At 49.2% G+C, this 23220-nt stretch carries 19 protein-coding genes and 1 pseudogene; 16 read left to right on the top strand and 4 right to left on the bottom strand.

The features are described from left to right. Nucleotides 1-29 precede the first annotated feature (29 nt). The 11 genes from ACOJS8_RS28045 to ACOJS8_RS28095 all read left to right on the top strand — a co-directional run bounded on the left by ACOJS8_RS28045 (nt 30) and on the right by ACOJS8_RS28095 (nt 12045). Nucleotides 30-1007 carry a hypothetical protein gene (locus tag ACOJS8_RS28045; RefSeq protein WP_420151888.1) on the top strand — a complete coding sequence of 326 codons (978 nt, stop codon included), beginning with the start codon at nt 30-32 and terminating at the stop codon, nt 1005-1007. 137 nt (nt 1008-1144) lie between these two features. Continuing rightward, entirely contained in the window at nt 1145-3388 is a 2244-nt protein-coding gene (locus ACOJS8_RS28050; RefSeq protein ID WP_420151870.1) for a PQQ-binding-like beta-propeller repeat protein, read from the top strand. Between the two features lie 25 nt (nt 3389-3413). Further along, complete coding sequence (locus ACOJS8_RS28055) at nt 3414-4421, top strand: 2-dehydro-3-deoxygalactonokinase (protein ID WP_420151871.1); 1008 nt, start codon at nt 3414-3416, stop codon at nt 4419-4421. Then, nucleotides 4418-5077, top strand: coding sequence for a bifunctional 4-hydroxy-2-oxoglutarate aldolase/2-dehydro-3-deoxy-phosphogluconate aldolase (locus tag ACOJS8_RS28060; RefSeq protein WP_420151872.1), 660 nt, complete (start codon nt 4418-4420; stop codon nt 5075-5077). The genes ACOJS8_RS28055 and ACOJS8_RS28060 overlap by 4 nt, the downstream gene beginning before the upstream one ends. Before the next feature lie 95 nt (nt 5078-5172). Continuing rightward, nucleotides 5173-6498, top strand: a complete 1326-nt coding sequence (locus ACOJS8_RS28065) for an MFS transporter (protein WP_420151873.1) — start codon at nt 5173-5175, stop codon at nt 6496-6498. A gap of 97 nt (nt 6499-6595) precedes the next feature. Next, on the top strand, nt 6596-7285 hold the full coding sequence (locus ACOJS8_RS28070; protein ID WP_420151874.1) for an N-acetylmuramoyl-L-alanine amidase: 690 nt from the start codon (nt 6596-6598) through the stop codon (nt 7283-7285). A 219-nt stretch (nt 7286-7504) separates the two neighbouring features. After that, on the top strand, nt 7505-8290 hold the full coding sequence (locus ACOJS8_RS28075) for a hypothetical protein (RefSeq protein WP_420151875.1): 786 nt from the start codon (nt 7505-7507) through the stop codon (nt 8288-8290). 42 nt (nt 8291-8332) lie between these two features. Next, nucleotides 8333-8953, top strand: a complete 621-nt coding sequence (locus ACOJS8_RS28080) for an isochorismatase family cysteine hydrolase (protein WP_420151876.1) — start codon at nt 8333-8335, stop codon at nt 8951-8953. Between the two features lie 129 nt (nt 8954-9082). Further along, on the top strand, nt 9083-11236 hold the full coding sequence (locus tag ACOJS8_RS28085; RefSeq protein ID WP_420151877.1) for an alpha-galactosidase: 2154 nt from the start codon (nt 9083-9085) through the stop codon (nt 11234-11236). Nucleotides 11237-11287: 51 nt separating this feature from the next. Beyond that, entirely contained in the window at nt 11288-11728 is a 441-nt protein-coding gene (locus tag ACOJS8_RS28090) for a nucleotidyltransferase substrate binding protein (protein ID WP_420151878.1), read from the top strand. Then, nucleotides 11725-12045: a nucleotidyltransferase domain-containing protein gene (locus tag ACOJS8_RS28095; RefSeq protein ID WP_420151879.1), complete on the top strand. Its 321-nt coding sequence runs from the start codon at nt 11725-11727 to the stop codon at nt 12043-12045. The genes ACOJS8_RS28090 and ACOJS8_RS28095 overlap by 4 nt, the downstream gene beginning before the upstream one ends. A 278-nt stretch (nt 12046-12323) precedes the next feature. On the opposite strand, the gene ACOJS8_RS28100 is transcribed toward ACOJS8_RS28095, so the two are convergent. After that, entirely contained in the window at nt 12324-15074 is a 2751-nt protein-coding gene (locus ACOJS8_RS28100) for a PQQ-dependent sugar dehydrogenase (protein ID WP_420151880.1), read from the bottom strand. A gap of 135 nt (nt 15075-15209) precedes the next feature. Beyond that, nucleotides 15210-16091: a TraB/GumN family protein gene (locus ACOJS8_RS28105; protein ID WP_420151881.1), complete on the bottom strand. Its 882-nt coding sequence runs from the start codon at nt 16089-16091 to the stop codon at nt 15210-15212. Nucleotides 16092-16211: 120 nt separating this feature from the next. On the opposite strand from ACOJS8_RS28105, the gene ACOJS8_RS28110 reads away from it, so the two are divergent. Beyond that, entirely contained in the window at nt 16212-19616 is a 3405-nt protein-coding gene (locus ACOJS8_RS28110) for a methylmalonyl-CoA mutase family protein (RefSeq protein ID WP_420151882.1), read from the top strand. A 255-nt stretch (nt 19617-19871) separates the two neighbouring features. After that, entirely contained in the window at nt 19872-20033 is a 162-nt protein-coding gene (locus ACOJS8_RS28115) for a lmo0937 family membrane protein (protein ID WP_420151883.1), read from the top strand. Nucleotides 20034-20105: 72 nt separating this feature from the next. Here the strand turns inward: ACOJS8_RS28115 and uvsE are convergent, their stop codons facing one another. Beyond that, nucleotides 20106-21029: a UV DNA damage repair endonuclease UvsE gene (uvsE, locus tag ACOJS8_RS28120; protein ID WP_420151884.1), complete on the bottom strand. Its 924-nt coding sequence runs from the start codon at nt 21027-21029 to the stop codon at nt 20106-20108. A gap of 331 nt (nt 21030-21360) precedes the next feature. Between uvsE and ACOJS8_RS28125 the strand changes: the two genes are divergently transcribed. After that, nucleotides 21361-21759, top strand: a complete 399-nt coding sequence (locus tag ACOJS8_RS28125) for a hypothetical protein (RefSeq protein ID WP_420151885.1) — start codon at nt 21361-21363, stop codon at nt 21757-21759. A gap of 68 nt (nt 21760-21827) precedes the next feature. Here ACOJS8_RS28125 and ACOJS8_RS28130 read toward each other — a convergent pair whose 3' ends face one another. Then, complete coding sequence (locus tag ACOJS8_RS28130) at nt 21828-22280, bottom strand: FKBP-type peptidyl-prolyl cis-trans isomerase (RefSeq protein WP_420151886.1); 453 nt, start codon at nt 22278-22280, stop codon at nt 21828-21830. 318 nt (nt 22281-22598) lie between these two features. Between ACOJS8_RS28130 and ACOJS8_RS28135 the strand changes: the two genes are divergently transcribed. Beyond that, nucleotides 22599-22973 (top strand): PadR family transcriptional regulator, encoded by a 375-nt coding sequence (locus tag ACOJS8_RS28135; protein ID WP_420151887.1) that lies wholly within the window; start codon nt 22599-22601, stop codon nt 22971-22973. 44 nt (nt 22974-23017) lie between these two features. After that, nucleotides 23018-23220: pseudogene (locus tag ACOJS8_RS28140) on the top strand (hypothetical protein); the annotation flags it as partial.

Here is a 23220-nt window from a genome sequence, read left to right on the forward strand (position 1 = left end):
GGCCCCCGCTACCCCAAACACCCGCAACTTTGAAAACGATACTTGTTTCCCTTTGTGTACTTGGTGGCTTGTGGAGCGCTACGTTGCCCTTCGCTGATTTCCCCCAAGCCGAACTTTCCAACGGCCAGCTTCAAACGACGCTCTATTTACCCGATGCGATGCAGGGCTATTATCAGGGAACGCGGTTCGATTGGGCTGGCGCCTTCAAAAATCTTGATTACAAGGGCCATACGTTTATCGAGCCCTGGTTTGAAAACTATGACCCGAAGCTGCACGATGCCATTAGTGGCCCCGTGGAAGAATTCACGCCACTAGGTTATGCTGAAGCGAAGCCTGGTGATACGTTCGTAAAAATTGGCGTTGGGGCGCTGCGTAAACCTGACGAAAAACCCTATGCCTTTGCAAAATATTATGACGTAGCCAGTGCCGGGCAGTGGAACGTAGTCAAGAACAAAGATCGTATTGATTTCACGCATGAGTTGACTGATCCGGTAACGGGTTACGGTTATGTATACCGCAAAACAGTACACCTGACAAAAGGTAAGCCTGAGTTAGTACTCGAACATACGTTGAAAAACACGGGTAAACGTTCCATTGAAACCAGTGTTTATAACCACAATTTCTTCATCATCGACAAACAACCGACCGGCCCAACTGTAAATGTTCAATTCCCATTCGACGTGAAGGCCGAGGGTAAAGGATTTGGCAGTACCATTCTGACTCAGGGCAATCGGCTGGTTTATACACGCGAACTGGAAAAGAAAGAAAGTGTCTATAGCGCTGGCCTACAGGGCTTTGGCACTACAGCCAGCGACTACGACATACGCATTGAAAATCAGAAAACCGGAGCGGGGGTACGTATCAGAGGAGATAAGCCCCTGCAAAAAATGGTTTACTGGGCCTGCGCCACTACGTCCTGTCCGGAACCGTATATCCAATTATCAGCCGCGCCCGGTCAGGAGACGAGTTGGAAAATAACGTACGAATTCTATGAGAAAGCGAAGTGATTGTATTTTGTCATTCCGACCGTAGGGAGGAATCTCAATCTGGATTTACTGGAGAGTTGAGATTCCTCCCTACGGTCGGAATGACAAAAAATTAACGTAACACTACCTTTCCTAACCTAAACGACCTCAACCGATACATGCATCCGCTGCTTAAATCCTGTTTCGGCCTCCTGATTCTGGGTGTTTACTGGCCTATGAACCACGGAAAACAAGTTATTGACACGCATCAACTTGATAACGACTGGCCCACGTATGGTGGGAATAATGCCGGAAATCGGTATTCTCCCTTATCACAAATCAACCTGCAGAACGTAAAAAATCTGCAACCGGTCTGGACTTACGAGACCGGCGATAACAAAGACCCTAATCAGCGGGGTATGGACATCCAATGTCAGCCCATCGTAGTCAACGGTGTGCTTTACGGTACGTCGCCCCGCATGAAATTATTTGCCGTGGAGGCTGCTACTGGCAAACAACTCTGGCAGTTCGATCCGTTTTCCGATCCCGACAAACGCCCACGCTTCCATCCACTACGTGGCGTTATGTACTGGGAAGATCGGGAGCGGGCCGACGCTCGGGATAAACGCATCCTCTACACCGTTGGCTCGTCGTTGTACGCAATCAACGCCCTGACGGGTAAGCCCGTTGAAAGCTTTGGCAAAAACGGTGAAATTGACCTGCACGAAGGTCTTGGCGACAAAGAAACGCTGGGACATGACGTAGCGAACCTGTCGATTCGCGTAACGACACCGGGCGTTATTTACAAGGATTTGCTGATTACGGGTTCGGCCGTAAATGAAGGGGGCGACGCTCCTCCGGGCTATATCCGGGCATTTGACGTGCGCACCGGGAAGTTAGCCTGGGTTTTTCATACGATTCCGTTGCCGGGTGAGTATGGCTATGAGACATGGGCGAAAGATTCGTACAGGAAATTGGGCGGAGCCAACTGTTGGGCGGGCATGGTGCTCGACGAAAAACGGGGCGTAGTGTATGCCGGAACCGGGTCGCCTTCAGTTGATTTCTACGGCGGAGCCCGACCCGGCCAGAACTTATTTGCCAACTGCGTCATTGCGCTGGATGCGAAAACCGGCAAACGTATCTGGCATTTTCAGACGGTCCACCATGACCTCTGGGATCGCGACATTCCGTGCCCACCCAACCTGATTCGGGTAAAACACAAGGGAAAGATGGTCGATGCGGTAGCGCAGGCGACAAAAGATGGCTACGTATTCGTTTTTGACCGCGATACAGGCAAGCCGCTGTTTCCGGTTGAAGAGGTTCGCGTACCGACATCGCCCGCCCTGCCCGGCGAAAAACCCTGGCCGACGCAGCCCGTTCCGACCAAACCGGCTCCGTTTAGTATGCAGGAACTGAGCGAACCCAACATCACCAGCCGAACCCCCGAGTCGCGCGCCTACGTAGTGGATCGTTATCGGAACAGCCTGAAAGGCAATAAATACTTACCGCCCAGTCAGGAAGGCTCACTGATCTTTTTTGTGGGTGGAGGTGCCGAATGGGGCGGTACGGCCGCTGATCCTGACGGCATATTCTATGTAAACGGTAACAACATGCTGTGGTGGCTGAAAATGCGTGAGAACCAGCAGGCAAACAATACAGTGGCCATGACCCAGGGGAGCCGGTTATTTAACACAAACTGTTCGGTTTGCCACGGCCTGGAAGGAAAAGGAAGTGGAAACGCTACCGCAAACTCAGCCCAGGCTTATCCCGACCTGACTAACGTGGGGAAACGACTAACGAAAGAACAGATTGCGACAATTCTGGAAACCGGGCGGGGCCGGATGCCCTCGTTTGGGCATTTATCGAAAGACGATCGCGAGGCCATTATTAATTTCCTGACAAATCTGGAAGCCAAACCAGCATCCTCAACGGTCGTAGACATTCACAGTTCGGTGGTCACGGCTCCGGTTACCAAAGGGGCCGATTTTCCTTACATGCCCCCCTACCTCAACAACGGCAATACGCAATTCCGCGATCAGGACAATTACCCGGCCATCCAACCACCCTGGGGAACGCTGAATGCCATTAATCTGAATACAGGCGAATACCTTTGGAAAGTACCGCTTGGCGAATACCCTGAGTTAGCGAAAAAAGGAATGACTAACACAGGAACCGAAAATCATGGCGGTCCAATCGTTACGGCGGGCGGATTGCTATTCATTGCCGCTACATACGACGAAAAACTACGTGCCTTCGACCGAAAAACCGGCAAAATCGTATGGGAGTACAAGCTGCCTGCCGGTGGTTTTGCTACGCCCATTACGTACATGGTCGATGGAAAACAATACGTAGCAATTGCCTGCGGAGGCACTCGCTATGGCTTAAAGTCAGGCGGTTCGTATGTTGCATTTGCGTTACCTTAAGTCGTACCAATAAACAAGACCAGCCATGAAAAACTATTTGTTAGGTTGCGATTGGGGTACATCCTCGTTCCGGCTTCGCCTGATCAACAGTCAGGATCAGCAGCTTGTCGACGAAATCACCTCGCCGGAAGGAGTAGCCAGCACGTTTACGGCCTGGAAGAAACAAGGCGAATCTGTGGGCATGAGCCGGGAGCGATTCTTTCGGCAGCAGTTGCGAAAACAGATTGAACGGTTAGCCGACGTCGTCGGAAAGAGGCTGAAGGGTATTCCTATTGTCATTTCCGGCATGGCCTCTTCGTCTATTGGTATGGACGAAGTGCCTTACGCTACGTTGCCCTTTCCGACCGATGGTAGCCTGGCCAGTGTAAAACGGCTCGACAGTCAAACCGAATTCCCGCACGAAATTCTGCTCATTGGGGGCGTGTGTAGTGAGCACGACGTCATGCGTGGTGAAGAAACACAATTGATTGGGCTGCTGTCTTTGTTAGACACGAAGTACTACCCCGTTCAGGACACCATCATTCTCTTTCCCGGTACGCATTCAAAACACATTTACATCCAGGACGGCCAGTTAATCGACTTTCAGACCTTCATGACGGGCGAGGTTTTTAACCTCATGTCGCAGCACAGCATTCTGAAAGATTCGGTAGAAGCCCCGCGTTCAATTGCTTTTTCCAAAAATGAATTAGATGCTTTTAAAGTAGGCATTCACGAAGACAACGCTACGTCTATTCTGAACACCTTATTCCGGGTCCGGACCAACCAGTTGTTCAATAAATTTTCGAAACGGGAAAACGCACTTTATTTGAGTGGATTACTCATTGGCAATGAATTAAAATCGTTGGTCGACAAGAAAAACTGGCATCTGATTGTGTGTAGTGGAACCAACTTATACGAACTCTACAAACTGGGTATGCAGGAACTGCACTTGTCCGAACGTAGCACAACCATTTCGGCGGATTTACTGGACAAAGCCACCGTTGCCGGACAACTAAAAATCATGCAAAGTCAGTTAATTTTCGTCAGCAAATGAACAGTAAAATTTCAAACGCCTTTTCGTGGGAATTATTTATAAAAGCCCCTATTGTCGGTATCATTCGCGGTTTATCATTCGACGACGTTCGTCAGATTTTACCCATCTACCGGGAAGCGGGCCTGACAACAATTGAAGTCACAATGAATACGCCTGGTGCTGAGTCCATCATTCAGTACGCTGTACAGAATGAACGGAATGGCCTGAACATCGGCGCCGGAACTGTCTGCACAGAAGCCGACCTGGATAAGGCATTATCAGCTGGTGCTCAGTTTGTTGTTACGCCCATTCTGAACAAAAAAGTGGTGAAAGCCTGTACCAAACGTGGCATTCCAATTTTCCCCGGCGCGTTCACGCCCACCGAAATTTATAATGCCTGGAAGTTAGGGGCTGCGATGGTTAAAGTTTATCCTGCTACGTCGCTCGGTCCAGATTATATTAAAGACGTAAAAGCACCGCTAAACCAGCTCAAATTATTGCCAACCGGAGGCATTACTGCAAGCAACCTCGCTACGTATTTTAAGGCCGGTGCCGATGGTGTTGGTATCGGTAGCCATTTATTCGACAAAACGCTGATTCAGCAAAAAAACTGGTCGGGTTTAAAAGATCATTTTGAGAAATATATCCAGAAAATGCACGAAGGGACGAACAGATAAATACGTGTAAACAAACGATTGTTTTTCGCTCCTTTTTGTACGTCAGGAATCCGTTACAATACTCTTTCATTTTTCGCTCGTTAATTCATTGACTCATGATAAAAAATTATCGTTGGCTGATCGTTTTTTTATTGTTCGTCGCCACAACTATTAATTACCTCGATCGTCAGATTATTGGCTTGTTAAAACCAATTCTGGAGGAGGAATTTAGCTGGAGCGAATCTGATTTTGCCCGTATTGTTATGGCGTTTCAGGCCGCCTATGCCCTTGGGCTGTTAGGGTTCGGATGGGTCATTGACAAGATTGGTACGAAAGCAGGGTATTCGCTCACGATCATTATCTGGAGTGCGGCCGGTATGCTCCACGCGGTGGCCCGTAGCGTTACGGGGTTCAGCCTGGCACGTATTGGGTTAGGCATCGGCGAAGCGGGCAATTATCCGGCTGCTGTAAAAACCGTAGCCGAGTGGTTCCCCAAAAAAGAGCGCGGGCTGGCAACAGGTTTGTTTAATGCCGGAACCAGTATTGGTGTTGTGGCCGCCGTGGTGCTTGTGCCCTGGATTTTACGGAATTACGGCTGGCATGAGGTTTTCTGGATTACGGGAGCGCTGGGTTTCGTGTGGCTTATTTTCTGGGTAGTGTTCTATGAAATTCCCGAAAAACAAACCCGCCTAACCTCTCAGGAACGCGATTACATTATCAGCGGTCAGGAGGGTGCCAGCACTGAATCGGTTGAAAAAGCGCCTGTCAGCTGGTTAAAACTGTTTACGTTCCCTCAGACCTGGGCCTACATTACAGGCAAAGGTTTAATTGACCCGATTTACTGGTTCTTTTTGTTCTGGCTTCCTTCCTACTTCTCGGCTACGTTCAGTCTGGACCTCAAAAAAGCAAGTGTGGAGTTAATGCTGATTTACCTGGCTACTACCGTTGGCAGTATCGGCGGAGGCTATCTGTCGTCCAGTCTGATCAAACGGGGCTGGCCAACCATCAAGGCTCGCAAAACTGTTTTGCTGGTGCTCGGTACGCTCGAACTGTCGGTTATTCTGACTCAGTTTGCCACAGATCGCTGGGTAGCGGTTGGCCTGATCAGTCTGGCGGTGGCCCTGCACCAGGCCTGGGCCACAAACGTGTTTACGATGGCGTCGGATATGTTTCCGAAACAGGCAGTAAGTTCGGTGGTGGGCATTGGCGGAACAGCGGGCGCGCTGGGTGGTATTTTCTTTCCAATGCTGGTGGGTAATTTGCTGGATCAATACAAAGCGGCTGGTAACTTGACCGGTGGCTACAACGTACTGTTCACCATCTGCGGATTCACGTATCTGATTGCCTGGCTGATTATTCATCTACTTACCCGAAAAGGGAACGTTGTTGATGCCAGTGAGTTATCAGATGAGATCGTAGCCGAAACCTCGGAAAAGTACTAGACAACCAACGACCGTTAAAAAAGTTAAATCGCTGTCAGGCGCTGTCGTTTTGTACCTTAGATCGGTAATACTTCCCGCAACCTTACTCGATCCTGCTATGACTCCCAAAGGAATAGTTCTGCACTTTACGGCGTCTACTTTCGGCGACCGCCAACAGATTGATCAGTGGCATAAGGAGAATGGATGGAGTGGCATCGGCTACCACTACGTTATCATGAACGGCGTACGGAACCAGGGCGACCCGTATAAAGCTCAGCTTGATGGCGTACTCGAAAAAGGCAGAGCCGCCAACATCAAAGGTGCCCACTGCAAGGCCGCTCAAATGAACGATTGTACGTTAGGAATCAGCAGCATAGGCACTGCCAATAAAGTCCCCAATGGAGCGACAGCTGCCCCTTCCAACGTAACAACCGCTACGTATCTGACCAAAAAGCAACTTGATACGTTGGTTGACACGACGGCTAAACTCTGCATTCAATTCGGACTCAACCCCTCCGGCACGTTCGTTCATCCGAATACGGGCAAAACCCACGCGGTCATTACGCAGCATTCGCAGCACGATCCGATCAACAAACCGCTGTGCGCCAGCCTGCAGATAAGCACAATCAGACAACTAGTTGCGGCCAAAGTAGCCACTTTCGGGCCTGATGCGGTACCCATGCTCGAAAGTGTACTGGAGAGCAATCCGGAAGCTATTGAAGCCACGCTTGCCGAATTTACAACCGAAGCAGGAAGCGCAGAAGGTCCGGAAGATCTGGAAACCGACGTTAAGCCCGACTATCAATAAGTCAAAAATCAGCTCCATAGCCAATTACAAGCACCCGTAGTCAAATTACGTACCTTGTGAGGCTTGAGTCACTGGTTCTTTCCTGAGTCAATTGTCATTTAAACTTTTTACGCAAAATCTAGAAAACGGGTAGGTATCTCTTACCAGGGAGTTCCTTTTTGGGTAAATAGTCAACTTCCTTTAATCCATCTTACCCCCCATTAAAATCGGGTTTTTTGTATGCATTTCACTTTCCTGCCCCGCCGTACCAATACGTTTCTTTGCCTGTTTCTCCTGTCCATTTCCAGCGTTATTGCCCAGACAAAGCCGAAAACCTATACCTTTCTGATTTATCACAAGCTCAACCCTGGCATGACGATCCAGGACGCCCTGCCCGTTGAGCGGGAATGGCGAAAAATAAACCAGGCGGCTGTGGATGAAGGTAAACTCGAAGGCTGGTACATGACGGTCAAACAGTATACCTCGAATCCGAATCAGACCGAATACGACTACGTAACGAAGATCGTATCGCGGGAAATGGCGATCAAAGGCGCGTCTCCTGAAGCGATGAAACGTATCTACGGCGATAGTGTTCAGGCAAAAATGGCCGATCTGCAACGGCGCGACCGCGCTACGGCTCCTGTCGTCAAAATGGAAATCTGGGAAACGACCGAAGGAAATTTTGCGCCAACTTTTGCACCCGGCAGCTCTAATCTGATGATTATCGACCGAATACGTCGCCGGAATCCCGGCGCTAATTACCAGAGTACATTAAGTCAGATGACGCGATCAGCCGGAGAACGTATCAAACAGAATACACTGCTGGGCTGGGATTTTTCGGCCTTGATGATTCCCAACGGCAGCGAGAAAGAATACGAGTTCAGCACAACAAATTACGTATCGAACATGAACGCAGTTACAGATCCGGCTTATAAACAGTTGCGCAATCAAATTGCCCCGGATTTCGACGTAGTGCGGCAGGAAGTGTACCGATTTCAGGAATTCACGACCCGGCCCGGTAACTAACAAATGGTGACGTATGCTCCTTAAATTAGTTCAGGGACGTATATGAAAGACAAAAATGCGGATTTGCATGGTAACGCGCCCGATAAGTCGCCGGTAGCGTTACTGATTATCGACATGATCAATGATCTGGAGTTTCCCGGTGGCGACGAACTGGAAAAGCCAGCCTGTGAAGCCGCCGAGAACATAGCCAATCTAAAACGCCGGGCCAAAGAGCTGAATATTCCGGTTATTTATGCCAACGATAATTTTGGCCGCTGGCGCTCCGATTTCAACGAAGTGGTTGAGCATGTGCGAACCGGCGGGGTCCGTGGTGAAACTTTAGCCAATATCATCAAACCGAGTTATGACGATTATTTCGTGCTTAAACCTAAGAATTCAGCGTTTTACGAAACCACGCTGGACATGCTACTGACCTATCTGAATGTTAAGCGATTGATTTTGACAGGTATCAATACCGACTCGTGCGTCTTGTTTACGGCCAACGACGCCTATCTGCGCGATCTGTTCATCCATATTCCATCAGACTGCGTAGCTGCCATCAAGCCAACCTATACAACGGATTCACTGGCGTATATGAAGCGGGTGCTCAAGGCCGATCTAACCCCCTCTGATCAACTCGATTTAGAGGCTTTAAAACAAGATGCGGTCGAGGCTAATCAGTAAATTTCGACTAAAATCCCCTTCCGGCTGATAACATGGCGTTTCTGTAAACCTGTGTTATCAGCCGGATTGCTTTGCTAACCCATCGACTTTATGAACCGATTTTTAAATCTCTTATCCTTTCTCGTTCTCATGTCTTTACTAACGCAGGCGGCACCGGGCGATACGCACGTAGTGATTGAAACCGGACAAACCGCGCTGGTTATCCGGATCGATAAAGAGCAAATTCCGACGATTGTTCATCTGGGAACCAAGCTGCGTAACGCGGCTGAATATGGAACCATATCGGGGAATGGGAAACGTGGAGAAGATTATACCGGCATTTATAATTCTGTTTACACACCCGCCGGGAGCCGCAATCTGCTCGAACCTGCCATTCAGGTTACACATGCCGATGGTAACCCTTCGCTCGATCTTCACTACGTTCGGCACGAGACGCAACCTGCGGGCGATGGTGTGGTTTTGACAAAAGTGTACTTGAAAGATCCGCAGTACCCGTTTGAGGTGACGCTTCACTACAAAGCGTATCAGCAAGAGGACGTTATCGAGCAGTGGGCGACGATCCGGCATACCGAGAAAAAGCCGATAACGATGCAAAAATACGCGTCGGCAAACCTCTATTTACCAGCCCAGACGTATTACCTGACGCACTTTCACGGCGACTGGGCTAACGAAATGAATCCGTCAGAAGTCCAGCTTACGGAGGGCATTAAAGTGCTGGATTCGAAACTGGGCACCCGCGCCGATCTGTTTCAGCCGCCATCCTTTCTGATTTCACTCAACCAACCCGCCGATGAAGATCGGGGCGACGTAATAGCCGGTACGTTAGCCTGGTCGGGCAATTACCAACTGGCGTTTGAAGTCGATCCGCTGCACAATCTACGGATCATTCCGGGCATTAATCCGTATGCGTCGGCGTATTCGTTAGCGCCAAATCAGGAGTTCACGACGCCCTCGTTTCTGTTTACGTACTCCAGCCACGGGAAAGGGGGCGCCAGTCGTAGTCTGCACCGCTGGGCGCGTAAACACCGGATTCCGCAGGGACAGGGTAATCGCCTGACGCTGCTCAACAACTGGGAAGCTACGTATTTCGATTTTAACGAAGAAAAGTTGTCGGCACTTTTCAAAGACGGCAAAAAACTCGGCGTCGACCTGTTTCTGCTGGACGATGGCTGGTTTGGCAACAAGTACCCACGTAACAACGACCACACAAGCCTGGGTGATTGGCAGGAGAACAAGAAGAAATTACCGCACGGTTTGGGTTATCTGGTAAAAGAGGCCGAAAGTTCAGGAATCAAATTCGGTATCTGGCTCGAACCCGAAATGGTCAGTCCTAAAAGTGAGCTGTACGAAAAACACGCCGACTGGGTTATCAAACTACCAAATCGTCAGGAATATTATTTTCGGAATCAACTCGTGCTCGATCTGACGAATCCGAAAGTGCAGGATTTTGTCTACGACGTAGTGAATGGCATCATGACCAAAAACCCGACGTTGGGCTACATCAAGTGGGACTGCAACGCCGTGATTTACAATGCGTATTCCGCTACGAATCCAAACCAGTCCAATCTGTTTGTCGACTACGTTCAGGGATTATACAAAGTCGTGGAGCGGATTCGGGCGAAGTACCCTACCCTACCAATGATGCTGTGTTCGGGTGGCGGTGGCCGCGTGGATTACGGCGCGCTACGTTACTTCACAGAATACTGGCCGAGCGACAATACCGACGGGCTGGAGCGGGTCTTTATTCAGTGGAATTATTCGTATTTTTTTCCAGCCATCGCCAGTTGCAACCACGTAACGGACTGGGGCAAACAACCGATCAAGTTCCGCACCGACGTAGCGATGATGGGTAAAATCGGGTACGATATTGTCGTCAGCAAACTCACCGAACCCGAGCTACAATTCAGTCAGGAAGCGCTGAAAACCTACGATCGTATCAAACCAATCATCTGGCAGGGCGACCAGTTCCGGCTGTCTTCGCCCTACACCAGCGACGTAGCGTCACTCATGTACGTCAACGAAGCACAGGACAAAGCTGTCTGGTTTTCATATCTGGTGAAGAACCGTTACAAAGCCGGCAGCGTAGCACCGATCAAACTGAAAGGGCTCAGTCCCGACAAGAAATACACGATTCAGGAGTTGAACGTTTATCCGGGCACGAAATCAGAAATCAATACGTCTACCGCAACGTATTCCGGCAATTACCTAATGACCATCGGCTTTAACCCGCAGGTAAGTTCGCGCCGGGAGAGCGTCGTGCTGGAAGTGAGTGAGGTGAAGTAAGCGTTCGGATTGGGGATTGGCGAAGGCAAAAGTTTTCCATTACTTTGTTCGATGGAACGTAACGACATTCGTTGGGAGCAGCGATTTACTAATTACAAAAAAGCACTGGCTAAATTAAGTGATGCCGTAACCAGCGCTAAAGAGGAAAATTTATCAGAATTAGAAAAAGAAGGGCTTGTTCAACGTTTCGAATACACTTATGAACTAGCCTGGAAAACGCTACAGGACCTTCTCCGTTATAAAGGATATACCGATATAGCTGGTCCTAACATAGTATTAACCCAAGCTTTTTCCGACGGTTATATTGACGATGATACGGGCTGGCGTGGACTGAAAAAATCAAGAGAACTTGCCTCCCACACCTATAACCAGGAGACAGCAGACGAAATTGTAGAGTCCATTACCCAAACGTACTGGAGTCTGTTAAAAAAGCTTGAAGCGCGTCTTGAACAGGAGCGCTACGGTCGGCAAACTACTCTTTTTAACGAATGAAATACGGCTTATCAGCGGAGGTTCTGCACGCCATACAAACTGTTTTTGCCCGGAATCCGTCAGTAGAACGCGTCATTCTGTACGGTTCCCGGGCGCTGGGAACGTATCATAACGGCTCCGATATAGACCTGGCCGTTACGGGCACACAGTTGACATTTCAAAAACTGCTTGCTTTACAAATTGACCTGGAGAATCTGGAGCTGCTGTACCGATTTGATGTATTGAATCTGAAAACAATATCAAACCCTGATTTACTCGATCATATTCAACGGGTCGGTATACTGATCTATCAGGCTCCTCAATCGATTGTGGCTTAGTGGCTTTGGTATATTTATCTATACTTTTCTCTCTAGTTATTTAACCCTAAGCCCCCTTTAGGGCAGAGCTCTTAGGTTCTGGTTTTAGTCTACTTTGGGTTTAAGCTGATCCCGTAGGGATCTCATGTGTATAGGAAAATTGGCCCCTCGCGCGCTGCTGCATGCCGTAGGTATGCAGCAGCGGCACATAAAATCCCCCACTATAAACATATTATCCCTACGGGATAAGAACGTAGCAGCCTGTCCCTCAGAATATTCAGAGGGAAGTTCCACGAGGTTTACCGTCCCGTTTGTGGTTTTTCCTGCGGGGTTGGGTCGCCTTTGCGTTGGAACGCAATCCAGTCCAGTGCCAGCAGATTCTTGCCGTCGGGTTTAACGAAAACGAAATACAGATCGTGTTTGCCGCCAGGATTCTGAATCGAGGCCGTTACGTCAGCGTACTTCCGGTTATCGCCCGTAGCGGTCGTGTTGACGGTGCTGATGACCGGGCCGGTTGGCGAGTCGGTACGTACTTCGATGGTGGCGTTCTGATCCTTCGATGCGTAGTGATACGTTAGCTGGTCAATGCCTTTCAAATCAATGGCTTTTAGGATGAAATACGATTGGTCGCTGATGTTGTTCAGGCGTCGGCCCTGTTTCGAGATTTTATACAACGAGTCTGCTTCCGTAGCCAATACTTTTGTCGGACGTAGCACCAACGCATCGCTTTTTTGCAGAGAGAGTTTGGGTTGTGTACCGCCCACACTGCCTTTGTCTCGGTACGAAGCCGTCAGCACGTAGCGGCTCGACTGATCGTTACCGACGTGCTCTTTCAGATCCAGCGTACCCTGCTGCGGCAGTTGACTATTAGCCGGTTGAACGCCCAGTGAGAAAATGTATTTCACCATTTCCGTGGTTTCATCGCGCGAAAGCTGCGGGTGCGCACTCATGGCGTGTTCGCCCCAGACGCCCCCGCCCCCCGTAATGATTTTGTTCGCCAGTTTCGCCGTTGATGTTTTATCCCCTGCATAGCGCTTGGCAATGTCGGTGAACGATGGACCAACCGATTTAGCCGCTACCTGATGGCAGGCTTTGCAGTCGCTACCCGCAATCAGCGATTTACCCAGATTATACGAAGCCGAAATTTGCTGATGACCCATTTGCTGCTCATTTCCAGCCACCTTCGGAATGTACGTCAGTGCTACGTTCAGATTTTTCTTATCAATCAACTTATCCTCCTTATCCGCTACGGCCACCGAGTAACGTAACGGCGTTTGATTCGGGAAAAAGAACGTACTATTATCCGTGGTTGAAATCGCTACGGTCGGGGTTGTATTGCCGACTTTAATGGTCAACGTATCGGTCGCTTTCTGGCCGCTCGGGTCCGTAACGGTCAGGGTAGCTTTGTAGATACCGTTCTTTTTGAAGGTGTATTTCGGACTGGCTTCTGTCGAGGCCACCGTATTGCCTTCAAACCGCCACTGGTAACGTAGCTGGTCCTTGTCGTAATCGTAACTGGTGTTATTGAAGGCCACCGTAAGCGGAGCCAGACCGATGGTGTCTTTGGCGGTTATTTCGGCAACGGGTGCGCGGTTGCCGGGGTTAAAGTCGATACGTACCAAACGGGCGTCTTCGTTGTCGATACCATACACCGAACCGTATTCAAGCATATAGAACGAACCCTCCGGCCCGATTTCCATATCGACCGGACGCCGGAAATCGCCACGCGTGGGCATGAACCGTTCCATGAACTGATAATTCTGCTGGTCGTCCAGACGAACGGCAAACACCCAGTTACGCATCCAGTCGTACATGAACAGCGCCTTATCGTAGTAAGCGGGCATCTTTGTTTTCGATTGGAGCGATGCATTGTAGTGGTACACCGGCCCGCCCATCGCACAACGTCCCCCAACACCCAGTTGCGGAAACTCATCCGATTTGTTGTACGGGTACCAGACCATCGCCTTTGTCGTGGGCGGCAGTTGTTTCGCCCCCGTATTGTTCGGCGAATTATTGACGGGCGCGTTGGGATCGAATAAGTCACCCACGGCTTTGGTCGCAAAATCGTACTGATGATACGGTTTGCTATCGCCCACAAAGAACGGCCAGCCATAGTTTCCCGCTTTCTTCGCCTGATTGAACTCGTCGTAGCCACGTGGTCCCTGTGGTCCGTCAACACCGGAATCCGGGCCGATTTCGCCCCAGTATACAATCGACGTAGCGGGATCGACCGAGATACGGTACGGATTCCGGCAACCCATTACGTAGATTTCGGGCCGGGTTCCCGCCGTGCCTTTCGGGAAAAGATTCCCCTCTGGAATGGTGTAAGATCCATCGGGTTCGACATGGATACGTAGTATTTTCCCGCGCAGATCGTTCGGGTTTCCCGCCGACCGGGTTGCATCAAACGTCAGTCGATCCTGCCGCCAGTCGGTCGGCGAAAACCCGCTCGACTCAAACGGCACGGTGTTATCGCCGGTTGAAATGAACAGGTTGCCGTGCGTATCCCAGGCCATCGACCCGCCCGTATGTGCGCTCACTTCCAGATCAATCGGAAATTCGATGATGGATTTTTCGCTGGCCAGATCCAACGTATTGTCGTCGCTGATTCTGAAACGGGCGATACGTTGTCTGGTCTGATTGTTGTCCTGAATGGTGTAGAAAAAGTAAAGAAAATGGTTCTGCTTAAAGTTCGGGTCGATGGTCATCCCCAGGAGTCCATTCAGGTATTTCTCGACGGCCTTCACCGGAAAGTCATGCAGTAATCGGGTCTTTTTCTGAACAGGGTCGTACACGTAAAACTTACCGTGCCGCTCTACAAAAAATACGCGTCCGTCGGGCGCTACGGCCAGTTCCATCGGCTCATTGAGGTCGTTGGAGAGTACCGTTTTGGTGAACCGATTTTCTTCGGGTCGGTTATTCGTGTCGGGCAATATAACCGAAGATTGCGCAAATGATACGTTACGATGGCTGGTCCAGTCGCCTAGCGGAGCGATCAAACCTACCAGCGCACTGCCCAGCGACAGATACGAAAAAAGAGAAGAAACCATTGATGTCGGATTGATTTATTCAGTGAGGAGAAACGGGCTGACGTTTCTGAAATCTTACACCGACAAAAGCGATTTCAGCATCAATTCTAACTATTGGTACTGAACGTAGCGCAGCCCTTCAGACCGCGCTACGTCCTATTCCACTGGCTTCACGGTATAACCTTTTTTGCGAAGTAGATTCAATACGCCTTTGTCGTTGCCCAAATGCCCGGCCCCGAAGGCAAAAAACGTTGGTTTTTCCTTAGCGGCCTTTTCAATCACCGGAATCCAGCTGGCGTTACGTTCGTTCAACAGGCTTTCTTCATACTGCGAAAAATCGCCCCCGCTGAACTCACTGGTTTTCATCGCGTTCATCAGCTTAACCAGATCATGGCTTTTGTACAACGTAATGAAATCCGAAAATTCTTTCTGTGCGGCTTCGGGCTTCCTCGCCATATCAACTAACCCTTTCAATTGTTCCTCCATCGGAATTTTGTTGAGCGCATCCAGTTGGGCTGACAGGTTCTCCAGACCGAGCACTTCCTTCTTTTCACGGGAAGCCATTTGCGCAAACGTCAGGTCGTAAGAGGCAGGCTGACAGGGCAATACGGTCATGTACATCATCGATAGCAAAGCAATCGGTTTCAGCATGCCCATCTGCGCCAGACCAACATTCATTTTCTGCTTCAGATACGCATCAAGCACCGCATAATCGTCGGGCTTCAGCAGATCCTTTATCGTTTTACCAGCGGGCATCATCATCGCTTTCTGCATATCGACCATCATATTCGGGTCATCCATGTCCAGCTCCAGATAAACCTGCTGGCTTTCGCCAACGGCTTTTTTTATGGCGTCGGTAATGGACAGATCAGTCGGGCAAACCATATGGAACGTACCGTAGAGATAAGATGGTTTCGCCAGTCCCGGCCCGGTCACTTCATACAGCAGCGCCTTGTCCTGGGCCTGTGCAGGACTTATCAACTTGGTCAGAAACAGGCCCGTCCAGGCAAACCGCGTTACAATATTCTTGAGCTTCATCGTTACTAATGAGTTAATTATGCTGGGTAAAAAAGGTACGGCTTTATAGAGCAAAGTTACGTTCCGTTTTGCTTCTTAACTTTGATATCTTCAGCCTTTTCTAACGAAATTCCTACCCCCATGATTGCACAGCAACCTAGACCAACTTCTTCGCAGCCGATAGCTTTTACGTATAAAATCCGGATCGTTACGGCCGCTTCGTTGTTCGACGGCCACGATGCCGCCATCAATCTGATGCGTCGGCTTATGCAGGCGTCGGGCGCTGAAGTGATCCATCTGGGGCACAACCGTTCCGTTGCTGAAATTGTCGAATGCGCCATTCAGGAAGATGTACAAGGTATTGCCGTAACAAGCTATCAGGGGGGGCATCTGGAGTTTTTCAAATACATGTACGACCTGCTGCATGAACGTGGATCTGGACATATAAAGATCTTCGGCGGAGGGGGCGGCACAATTTTACCGTCTGAGATTGACGAACTTCATGCCTATGGTATTGCCCGCATATACTCGCCCGATGACGGTCGAATGATGGGCCTGCAGGGCATGATTGACGATCTGTTACGTCAGTGCGATTTTGATTTACCGTCGATTAATGTAGAGACGCAACACCTTGCGTCTGTCCAGCAGTCCATTGCCCGATTGATTACTACCGCCGAAAACCACCCTGAAACGTATCAAATCGATAAGCCCTTGAAGCTCTCTTCACCTGTTCTTGGTGTCACGGGTACGGGGGGCGCCGGAAAATCGTCGCTGGTGGACGAGCTGGTGCTACGTTATCTACGCACGTTTCCGGATAAAACGCTGGCGATTATTTCAGTTGATCCGTCGAAACGAAAATCGGGCGGGGCTTTGCTCGGCGACCGGATTCGGATGAACGCCATTAATTCGACAACCGACGCATCCCCGAGAGTCTACATGCGTTCGCTGGCTACACGACAAGCGAATCTGGCGCTGAGTCGCTACGTTCAGGATGCGATCGACATTTGCAAAGCCGCTCAGTTTGACCTGATTATCGTGGAAACATCGGGCATTGGGCAATCGGATACGGAAATTACTGAGCACGCCGACAAAACGCTTTACGTCATGACGGCTGAGTACGGAGCCGCCACGCAACTGGAGAAAATCGATATGCTCGATTTTGCCGATATCATCGCCATCAACAAATTCGACAAACGCGGTTCGCTGGATGCGCTACGTGACGTTCGAAAGCAGTATCGACGCAATCATAACCTATGGGACGTGCCGGACGAAGAACTACCTATTATTGGTACCATCGCTTCCCAGTTCAACGACGCAGGCATGAACCAGCTGTTCGGGTGGGTGATGAGTATGGTTGGCATGGGGCAAAGAGCATGGGGCTTGAAACACGGGGCAAATGTCGATACAAGTTCTCTCTCTGCCCCGTACCCTATGCCCCATGCCATTATCCCCCCCAACCGGGTTCGTTATCTGGCTGAAATTGTGGAGGAAAGCCGCCGATACGCTACGTTCATACAGGGGCAAACTACGCTGGCCAGACAATTGTATCAGGTTGACGGTACGCTGAAGCTGCTGGTAGATGGCCCGGTGAAAGAACAGTTGCAGAAAATATACGCTGATCTGGAAACCCACCTATCCAATGAGTGCCGGATGCTGCTCCAACAGTGGCCGGAAATTCAAAAGCGCTACGTAGCGGAATTTTATGAATTTACCGTTCGGGATAAAACGATTCGGCAACCGCTGTTTTCTGAGACGCTTTCTCATTTGAAAATACCGAAAGTCAGTCTCCCAAAGTACCATGACTGGGGTGACATTCTGCATTGGTTACTGACCGAGAATGTACCGGGCGAATTTCCGTTTACGGCAGGTGTGTTTCCGCTCAAACGCGAAGGCGAAGACCCTACGCGCATGTTTGCCGGCGAAGGCGGTCCAGAACGTACCAATCGTCGGTTTCACTACGTATCGAAAGGATTACCCGCCAAACGACTCTCGACCGCTTTTGACTCGGTCACGCTCTACGGCGAAGACCCGGCGCTACGTCCCGACATTTTCGGTAAAATTGGTAACTCGGGCGTGAGTGTCTGTACCCTCGATGATGCAAAAAAACTTTACTCTGGCTTCGACCTTTGCGACCCCACTACGTCAGTTTCGATGACCATAAACGGCCCCGCACCCATGTTGCTCGGCTTTTTTCTGAATGCCGCCATCGATCAGCAGTGCGAGAAATGGCTGCGCCAGCAGGAGGCAGGGGGCATGGGGCAGCGGGCAACTGTTGATGCGGCTTTACCCTATGCCATTACCCCACTGCTCCATGCTCCTACCTACAACGGTCCGCTTCCCGATGGCAACAACGGACTGGGCTTAATGCTGCTGGGAACAACGGGCGATAAGGTGTTACCGAAAGAGGTTTACGAGCAAATAAAGGCAGATACGTTACGGAAGGTGCGGGGCACTGTACAGGCCGATATTTTGAAGGAAGATCAGGCGCAGAATACCTGTATTTTCTCTACGGAGTTTGCTCTCCGAATGATGGGCGATATTCAGCAATATTTTACCGACAATCGGGTGCAGAACTTTTATTCCGTTTCGATTTCGGGGTATCATATTGCCGAAGCAGGGGCGAATCCGATCTCACAGTTGGCGTTCACGCTGTCCAACGGTTTTACGTTTGTGGAATATTACCTCAGCCGTGGCATGCACGTGGACGATTTCGCGCCAAATCTGTCGTTCTTCTTCTCAAACGGCATGGACCCGGAGTACACGGTGCTCGGGCGAGTAGCCCGCCGAATCTGGGCTAAGGCTATGAAGCATAAATACAAGGCCAACGAACGATCTCAAAAGCTCAAATATCACATTCAGACGTCGGGCCGGAGCCTGCACGCCCAGGAGATTGCCTTCAATGACATTCGTACTACGTTACAAGCATTGTTAGCCATTTACGACAATTGTAACTCGCTGCATACCAACGCTTACGACGAAGCTATTACTACGCCAACCGAAGAATCGGTTCGTCGGGCCATGGCTATTCAACTGATTATCAACCGCGAATTTGGTTTGACCAAAAACGAAAATCCGTTGCAGGGATCGTTTGTGGTTGACGAATTGACGGATTTAGTCGAGGAAGCGGTCTATCAGGAATTTCTTTCTATCAACGAGCGCGGAGGTGTGTTGGGGGCCATGGAACGGATGTACCAACGTAGCAAAATACAGGAGGAATCGATGTACTACGAGACGCTTAAGCACAGCGGAAAACTGCCCATCGTTGGCGTTAATACGTTTCTTGACCCAGCCGGTTCGCCGACAATCATTCCCGCCGAAGTTATTCGCTCGACCGATGAGGAAAAACGCTATGCGGTTGAATCGTGCCAGGCGTTTCAGGAACGTAACCGTGCTGAAGCCGACGTAGCACTTGCCAATTTGCAGACAACAGCCCTCGCTAACGGTAATATTTTTGAGAGTTTAATGGAAGCGACTAAAGTTTGCTCGCTAGGTCAGTTATCGAGCGCTCTTTACGCTGTAGGCGGCCAGTATCGACGGAATATGTAGTATGCTTTTTAGGAAAATTTTCACTAGTTAACAGCGTAGACAAACCTAACCATTTACCGAAAAGCTTCTCGCAACGAATAACTAACAATCAGAAAATATAGACAAATACGCTGGATTGGAAACAAAAACACCTAAAAAAATCCAAACGTTTACAGCCTCTATACAATCCTAAAAATCAAATTCTGGAACATATTAAAAATAGCGTAGTTACCTAATCAGTTAACACCTTATTTCAAAACGTAAGTCACTACAACTATGGGTAATCTTCTGTACACCATCGCAGTCATCCTGATTATCATTTGGCTGCTGGGATTTTTAGGATTCAACAGCTTCGGCTTGGGCGGTATCATTCACGTACTTTTGGTTATCGCCGTCATTATGGTTTTGCTCCGGTTGATTTCAGGCCGAAGCGTTTAAGACACAAACCATTAAAAATGAACAAAGCCAGCGAAGTGAATCGCTGGCTTTGTTTTTTGCCGTAAGAGGTGTTTACACTACGTCCAGCAATGTAGAGATAACCGACTCTGTACCACCACGATGCCGTAAAACAGCCAGCTCCTTCATTTTGCATTCGAAGACAATATCAACGTCTTTTCCATACGTATTAACCGGCGAATAAAGCCAATCGGCATGCGCTTCACGCCGGGCTTTTGGATCTTCGTGTTCCCTCCGGGAATCTGAAAAGTGAAAAACGGGCCGCACGTCCCAGGTGTTATAGGCCGCTAGAAAAGCTTCTTCCTCCGTTTGCTGCCCAGGATTAAGCGAATGATGAAAATAATCGAATACAATAGGTGTACCGATACGTTCGTAAACCGAAACCAGATTCGCTACGGTGTATAAACTCTGACGGTCGTCGTTTTCGACGGTTAAACGGGCGCGAAGATTTTCAGAAAGTAAGGAGAAGTTCTGGGCAAAACGTGCCAGCGTCGCGGCTTTATCACCATACGTACCACCAACATGAATATTGATCTTGTTCCAGTGCGATGGCTTTAAACCCATCAGATCGAATAGTTCAGACTGGTACTCCAGATCAACGATCGTATTATCCAGTACCTTACCCTGTCCCGCCAGATGATTAAATGGACCGGGGTGAGTCGTCAGGCGGATAGGACGGCTTCCAATTTCTTCAAGTGTTGCCCGAATGTCGGGGAAATCGGGGAGATCAGCAATTCGATATTCTGATGCCCAGGGGAATAAATCGGATGAAATTCGGAACAGGTAAAGCCCATTTTCGATATTCCAGTCCACGATTTTCAATAAATCCTGTACATTTTTGAGAGCCAGCTCCGAGGCATAGGCAATTCCTTTCTCCACAAACGTCTTTCGGATCATTCCCCGATTGGTGGTGATTTTATCAGCCTGAAGACTTAGGTTGATACAGGCATATCCAATGCTACGTGGCGTCAAATTCATAACCTGTCAACGCAAATGATAAGCTTCCGGTTTTCGCTTTATTACCGTTCGGTCAAAAATTAGCGGATTTTATAATTTAGTAACTTATCTTCCGAATGAAAGCCAGTGTGATCACAATGAACGAAGGCGTTGTACTGCTACGGGATGGTGACTCGCTTACCGCAATAAGGTCATAATAGGTAGCTCGAAGAAGAAACAACGCTAGCCTGTTATTGGTAGTTACTGTACATCGTAGCAACTGTACTTTAATTCAACGCAAACGGGAATTGCTACGTATCTAGCCTAAACTATATACTATTAGTTCTGACCCGAATCCGGGTTTATTGAAGGTATGGAAGATTTTACTCCTGAACAAATCGCTGGGATTGCAAACAGCTACAATAACGTAGCACGCGCCCTGAATAAGTTTCAGGTACTATATTGGCCGGAACTTACGCATGAGCAACAGCTTGATCTGAACGCTTATCAAAACAGTCTGCTAAATCGGGTTCAGGATATACAGACGCGGACTGTTCGGCCCGCATTTAAGAGTGCTACAGAGATGGCAGCTATCATACGACAGGCCAATGATGAAGCCACACTGAGTCTGCAACGTGTAAGCGATACGACAATTGCTCTGAACATTGGCGCGATCACCGTTGCCCTGGCCTCATACGTATCGCGGGCCAATCTGCGAGGCATTCAAACTGCTTTACGAGAATTGGGAGAATTGCTAAAGCTAAAAGCATAGCAACGAGTATAGAACTGGGGGCATGGGGCGGCTACAGCCCGGTAACCTCACCCCCAGCCCTATCCCGCTTAAAGAATTAGTCCCGATGGTGATTTCACGCCGACCAATTCAACTTCGAATGTCAGATCCTGACCCGCTAGTGGGTGGTTGGCATCGAGTGTAACGCTGGTATCGCTAAGCTCCCGAACAATAACTGGAATAGGCCGCGGATTCCCGTCTTCGTGCATATTAAGGGTGCTACCCACTTCAAGCGGAATATCATCCGGAATGTCGGAACGATTGAGTGTAAAAATCATTTCCTCATTAGCCGGCCCGTAAGCGTCTTCCACCGGAATGTTGATGGTTTTCGTTTCGCCCTGGTTCATACCGGCTACGCCTTCATCGAAACCTTTAATCACCTGCCCGCTGCCAACCGTAAACTCCAGCGGAGTACGACCTACTGATGAATCAAAGATAGTCCCATCGGCCAGGGTTCCGGTGTAATGTACCTGAACGGTATCGCCAGATTTTGCTTGTGCCATAATACTATGTTGTTAATTGGAAATGCAGCCGTAAATGTAGCCGAAACTTCTGACACACTTGGCCTGCAAGGTAACTTTTGACCAACTCGTATTCAAAGCCAAAAGTTTAACCTATATGGTCAATGGACCATCTCAAATGACTTGTCCGGCCGATTCAGAAAGGCTACATTCTCTATATATCAGTCGTTATCGCTTCAACACACGTGCTGATTGTCCATAATTTTCACTCAGAAATTACTTCAGGAGCGAACTAAACTTATATATCGGTATTTTATATATATTTACAGTAAACTGTTTAGTCATTGGTCTTTATACTGTATGGAACCAGCAGGTAATGAATTTCTTCGGGGCACGCTGAAAACGATTGTTTTGAAGTTATTAGCCGAACCAGCGCACCACCCATCGGGAAGGCAGCGTATGTACGGATATGAAATCACTCAGGCCGTTAAAGAGCGAACCCAGGGTGAGATTATCCTTTCCTTTGGCGCTTTATACCCGGTACTTCATAAATTAGAGCAGGAAGGTTTGCTGACTACCGAAACGGAAGAAGTAGAAGGGCGACTTCGCAAATATTACTCCCTAACGCCCCAAGGCAGTGAAATAGCCGTTCAAAAAGTCTCTGATTTTGAACATTTTATGAACATGATGCGCAGCCTGCTTCAATTACCAAACCATTTGGCTACAGCTCCCTAAGTCACGTAACGTTATAGAATGGACCGACAAACGCAGATAGAGTCATGAAAAAACTCAGCCCACAACAAGTAGCGAAACTGCATAATCACTTGATTCATACCGGCTCAACCGACGCATTGGTTGAGGAACTGCTCGATCATATTGCCTGCGAAGTAGAATATCGTATGTGGACTGGGTTTACGTTCGAAGCTGCGATGACTATTGTACTGGAACAGGTCAATGTAGAGGCTGTCCGACAGCTTCATAA

The sequence above is a fragment of the Spirosoma sp. genome, assembly GCF_048594605.1.
Classification (GTDB): domain Bacteria; phylum Bacteroidota; class Bacteroidia; order Cytophagales; family Spirosomataceae; genus Spirosoma.

Coding starts and splice junctions, on each gene's coding strand:
- ACOJS8_RS28050 (WP_420151870.1), top strand. CDS start 1,145: ATGCATCCGCTGCTTAAATCCTGTTTCGGCCTCCTGATTCTGGGTGTT.
- ACOJS8_RS28055 (WP_420151871.1), top strand. CDS start 3,414: ATGAAAAACTATTTGTTAGGTTGCGATTGGGGTACATCCTCGTTCCGG.
- ACOJS8_RS28060 (WP_420151872.1), top strand. CDS start 4,418: ATGAACAGTAAAATTTCAAACGCCTTTTCGTGGGAATTATTTATAAAA.
- ACOJS8_RS28065 (WP_420151873.1), top strand. CDS start 5,173: ATGATAAAAAATTATCGTTGGCTGATCGTTTTTTTATTGTTCGTCGCC.
- ACOJS8_RS28070 (WP_420151874.1), top strand. CDS start 6,596: ATGACTCCCAAAGGAATAGTTCTGCACTTTACGGCGTCTACTTTCGGC.
- ACOJS8_RS28075 (WP_420151875.1), top strand. CDS start 7,505: ATGCATTTCACTTTCCTGCCCCGCCGTACCAATACGTTTCTTTGCCTG.
- ACOJS8_RS28080 (WP_420151876.1), top strand. CDS start 8,333: ATGAAAGACAAAAATGCGGATTTGCATGGTAACGCGCCCGATAAGTCG.
- ACOJS8_RS28085 (WP_420151877.1), top strand. CDS start 9,083: ATGTCTTTACTAACGCAGGCGGCACCGGGCGATACGCACGTAGTGATT.
- ACOJS8_RS28090 (WP_420151878.1), top strand. CDS start 11,288: ATGGAACGTAACGACATTCGTTGGGAGCAGCGATTTACTAATTACAAA.
- ACOJS8_RS28095 (WP_420151879.1), top strand. CDS start 11,725: ATGAAATACGGCTTATCAGCGGAGGTTCTGCACGCCATACAAACTGTT.
- ACOJS8_RS28100 (WP_420151880.1), bottom strand. CDS start 15,074: ATGGTTTCTTCTCTTTTTTCGTATCTGTCGCTGGGCAGTGCGCTGGTA.
- ACOJS8_RS28105 (WP_420151881.1), bottom strand. CDS start 16,091: ATGAAGCTCAAGAATATTGTAACGCGGTTTGCCTGGACGGGCCTGTTT.
- ACOJS8_RS28110 (WP_420151882.1), top strand. CDS start 16,212: ATGATTGCACAGCAACCTAGACCAACTTCTTCGCAGCCGATAGCTTTT.
- ACOJS8_RS28115 (WP_420151883.1), top strand. CDS start 19,872: ATGGGTAATCTTCTGTACACCATCGCAGTCATCCTGATTATCATTTGG.
- uvsE (WP_420151884.1), bottom strand. CDS start 21,029: ATGAATTTGACGCCACGTAGCATTGGATATGCCTGTATCAACCTAAGT.
- ACOJS8_RS28125 (WP_420151885.1), top strand. CDS start 21,361: ATGGAAGATTTTACTCCTGAACAAATCGCTGGGATTGCAAACAGCTAC.
- ACOJS8_RS28130 (WP_420151886.1), bottom strand. CDS start 22,280: ATGGCACAAGCAAAATCTGGCGATACCGTTCAGGTACATTACACCGGA.
- ACOJS8_RS28135 (WP_420151887.1), top strand. CDS start 22,599: ATGGAACCAGCAGGTAATGAATTTCTTCGGGGCACGCTGAAAACGATT.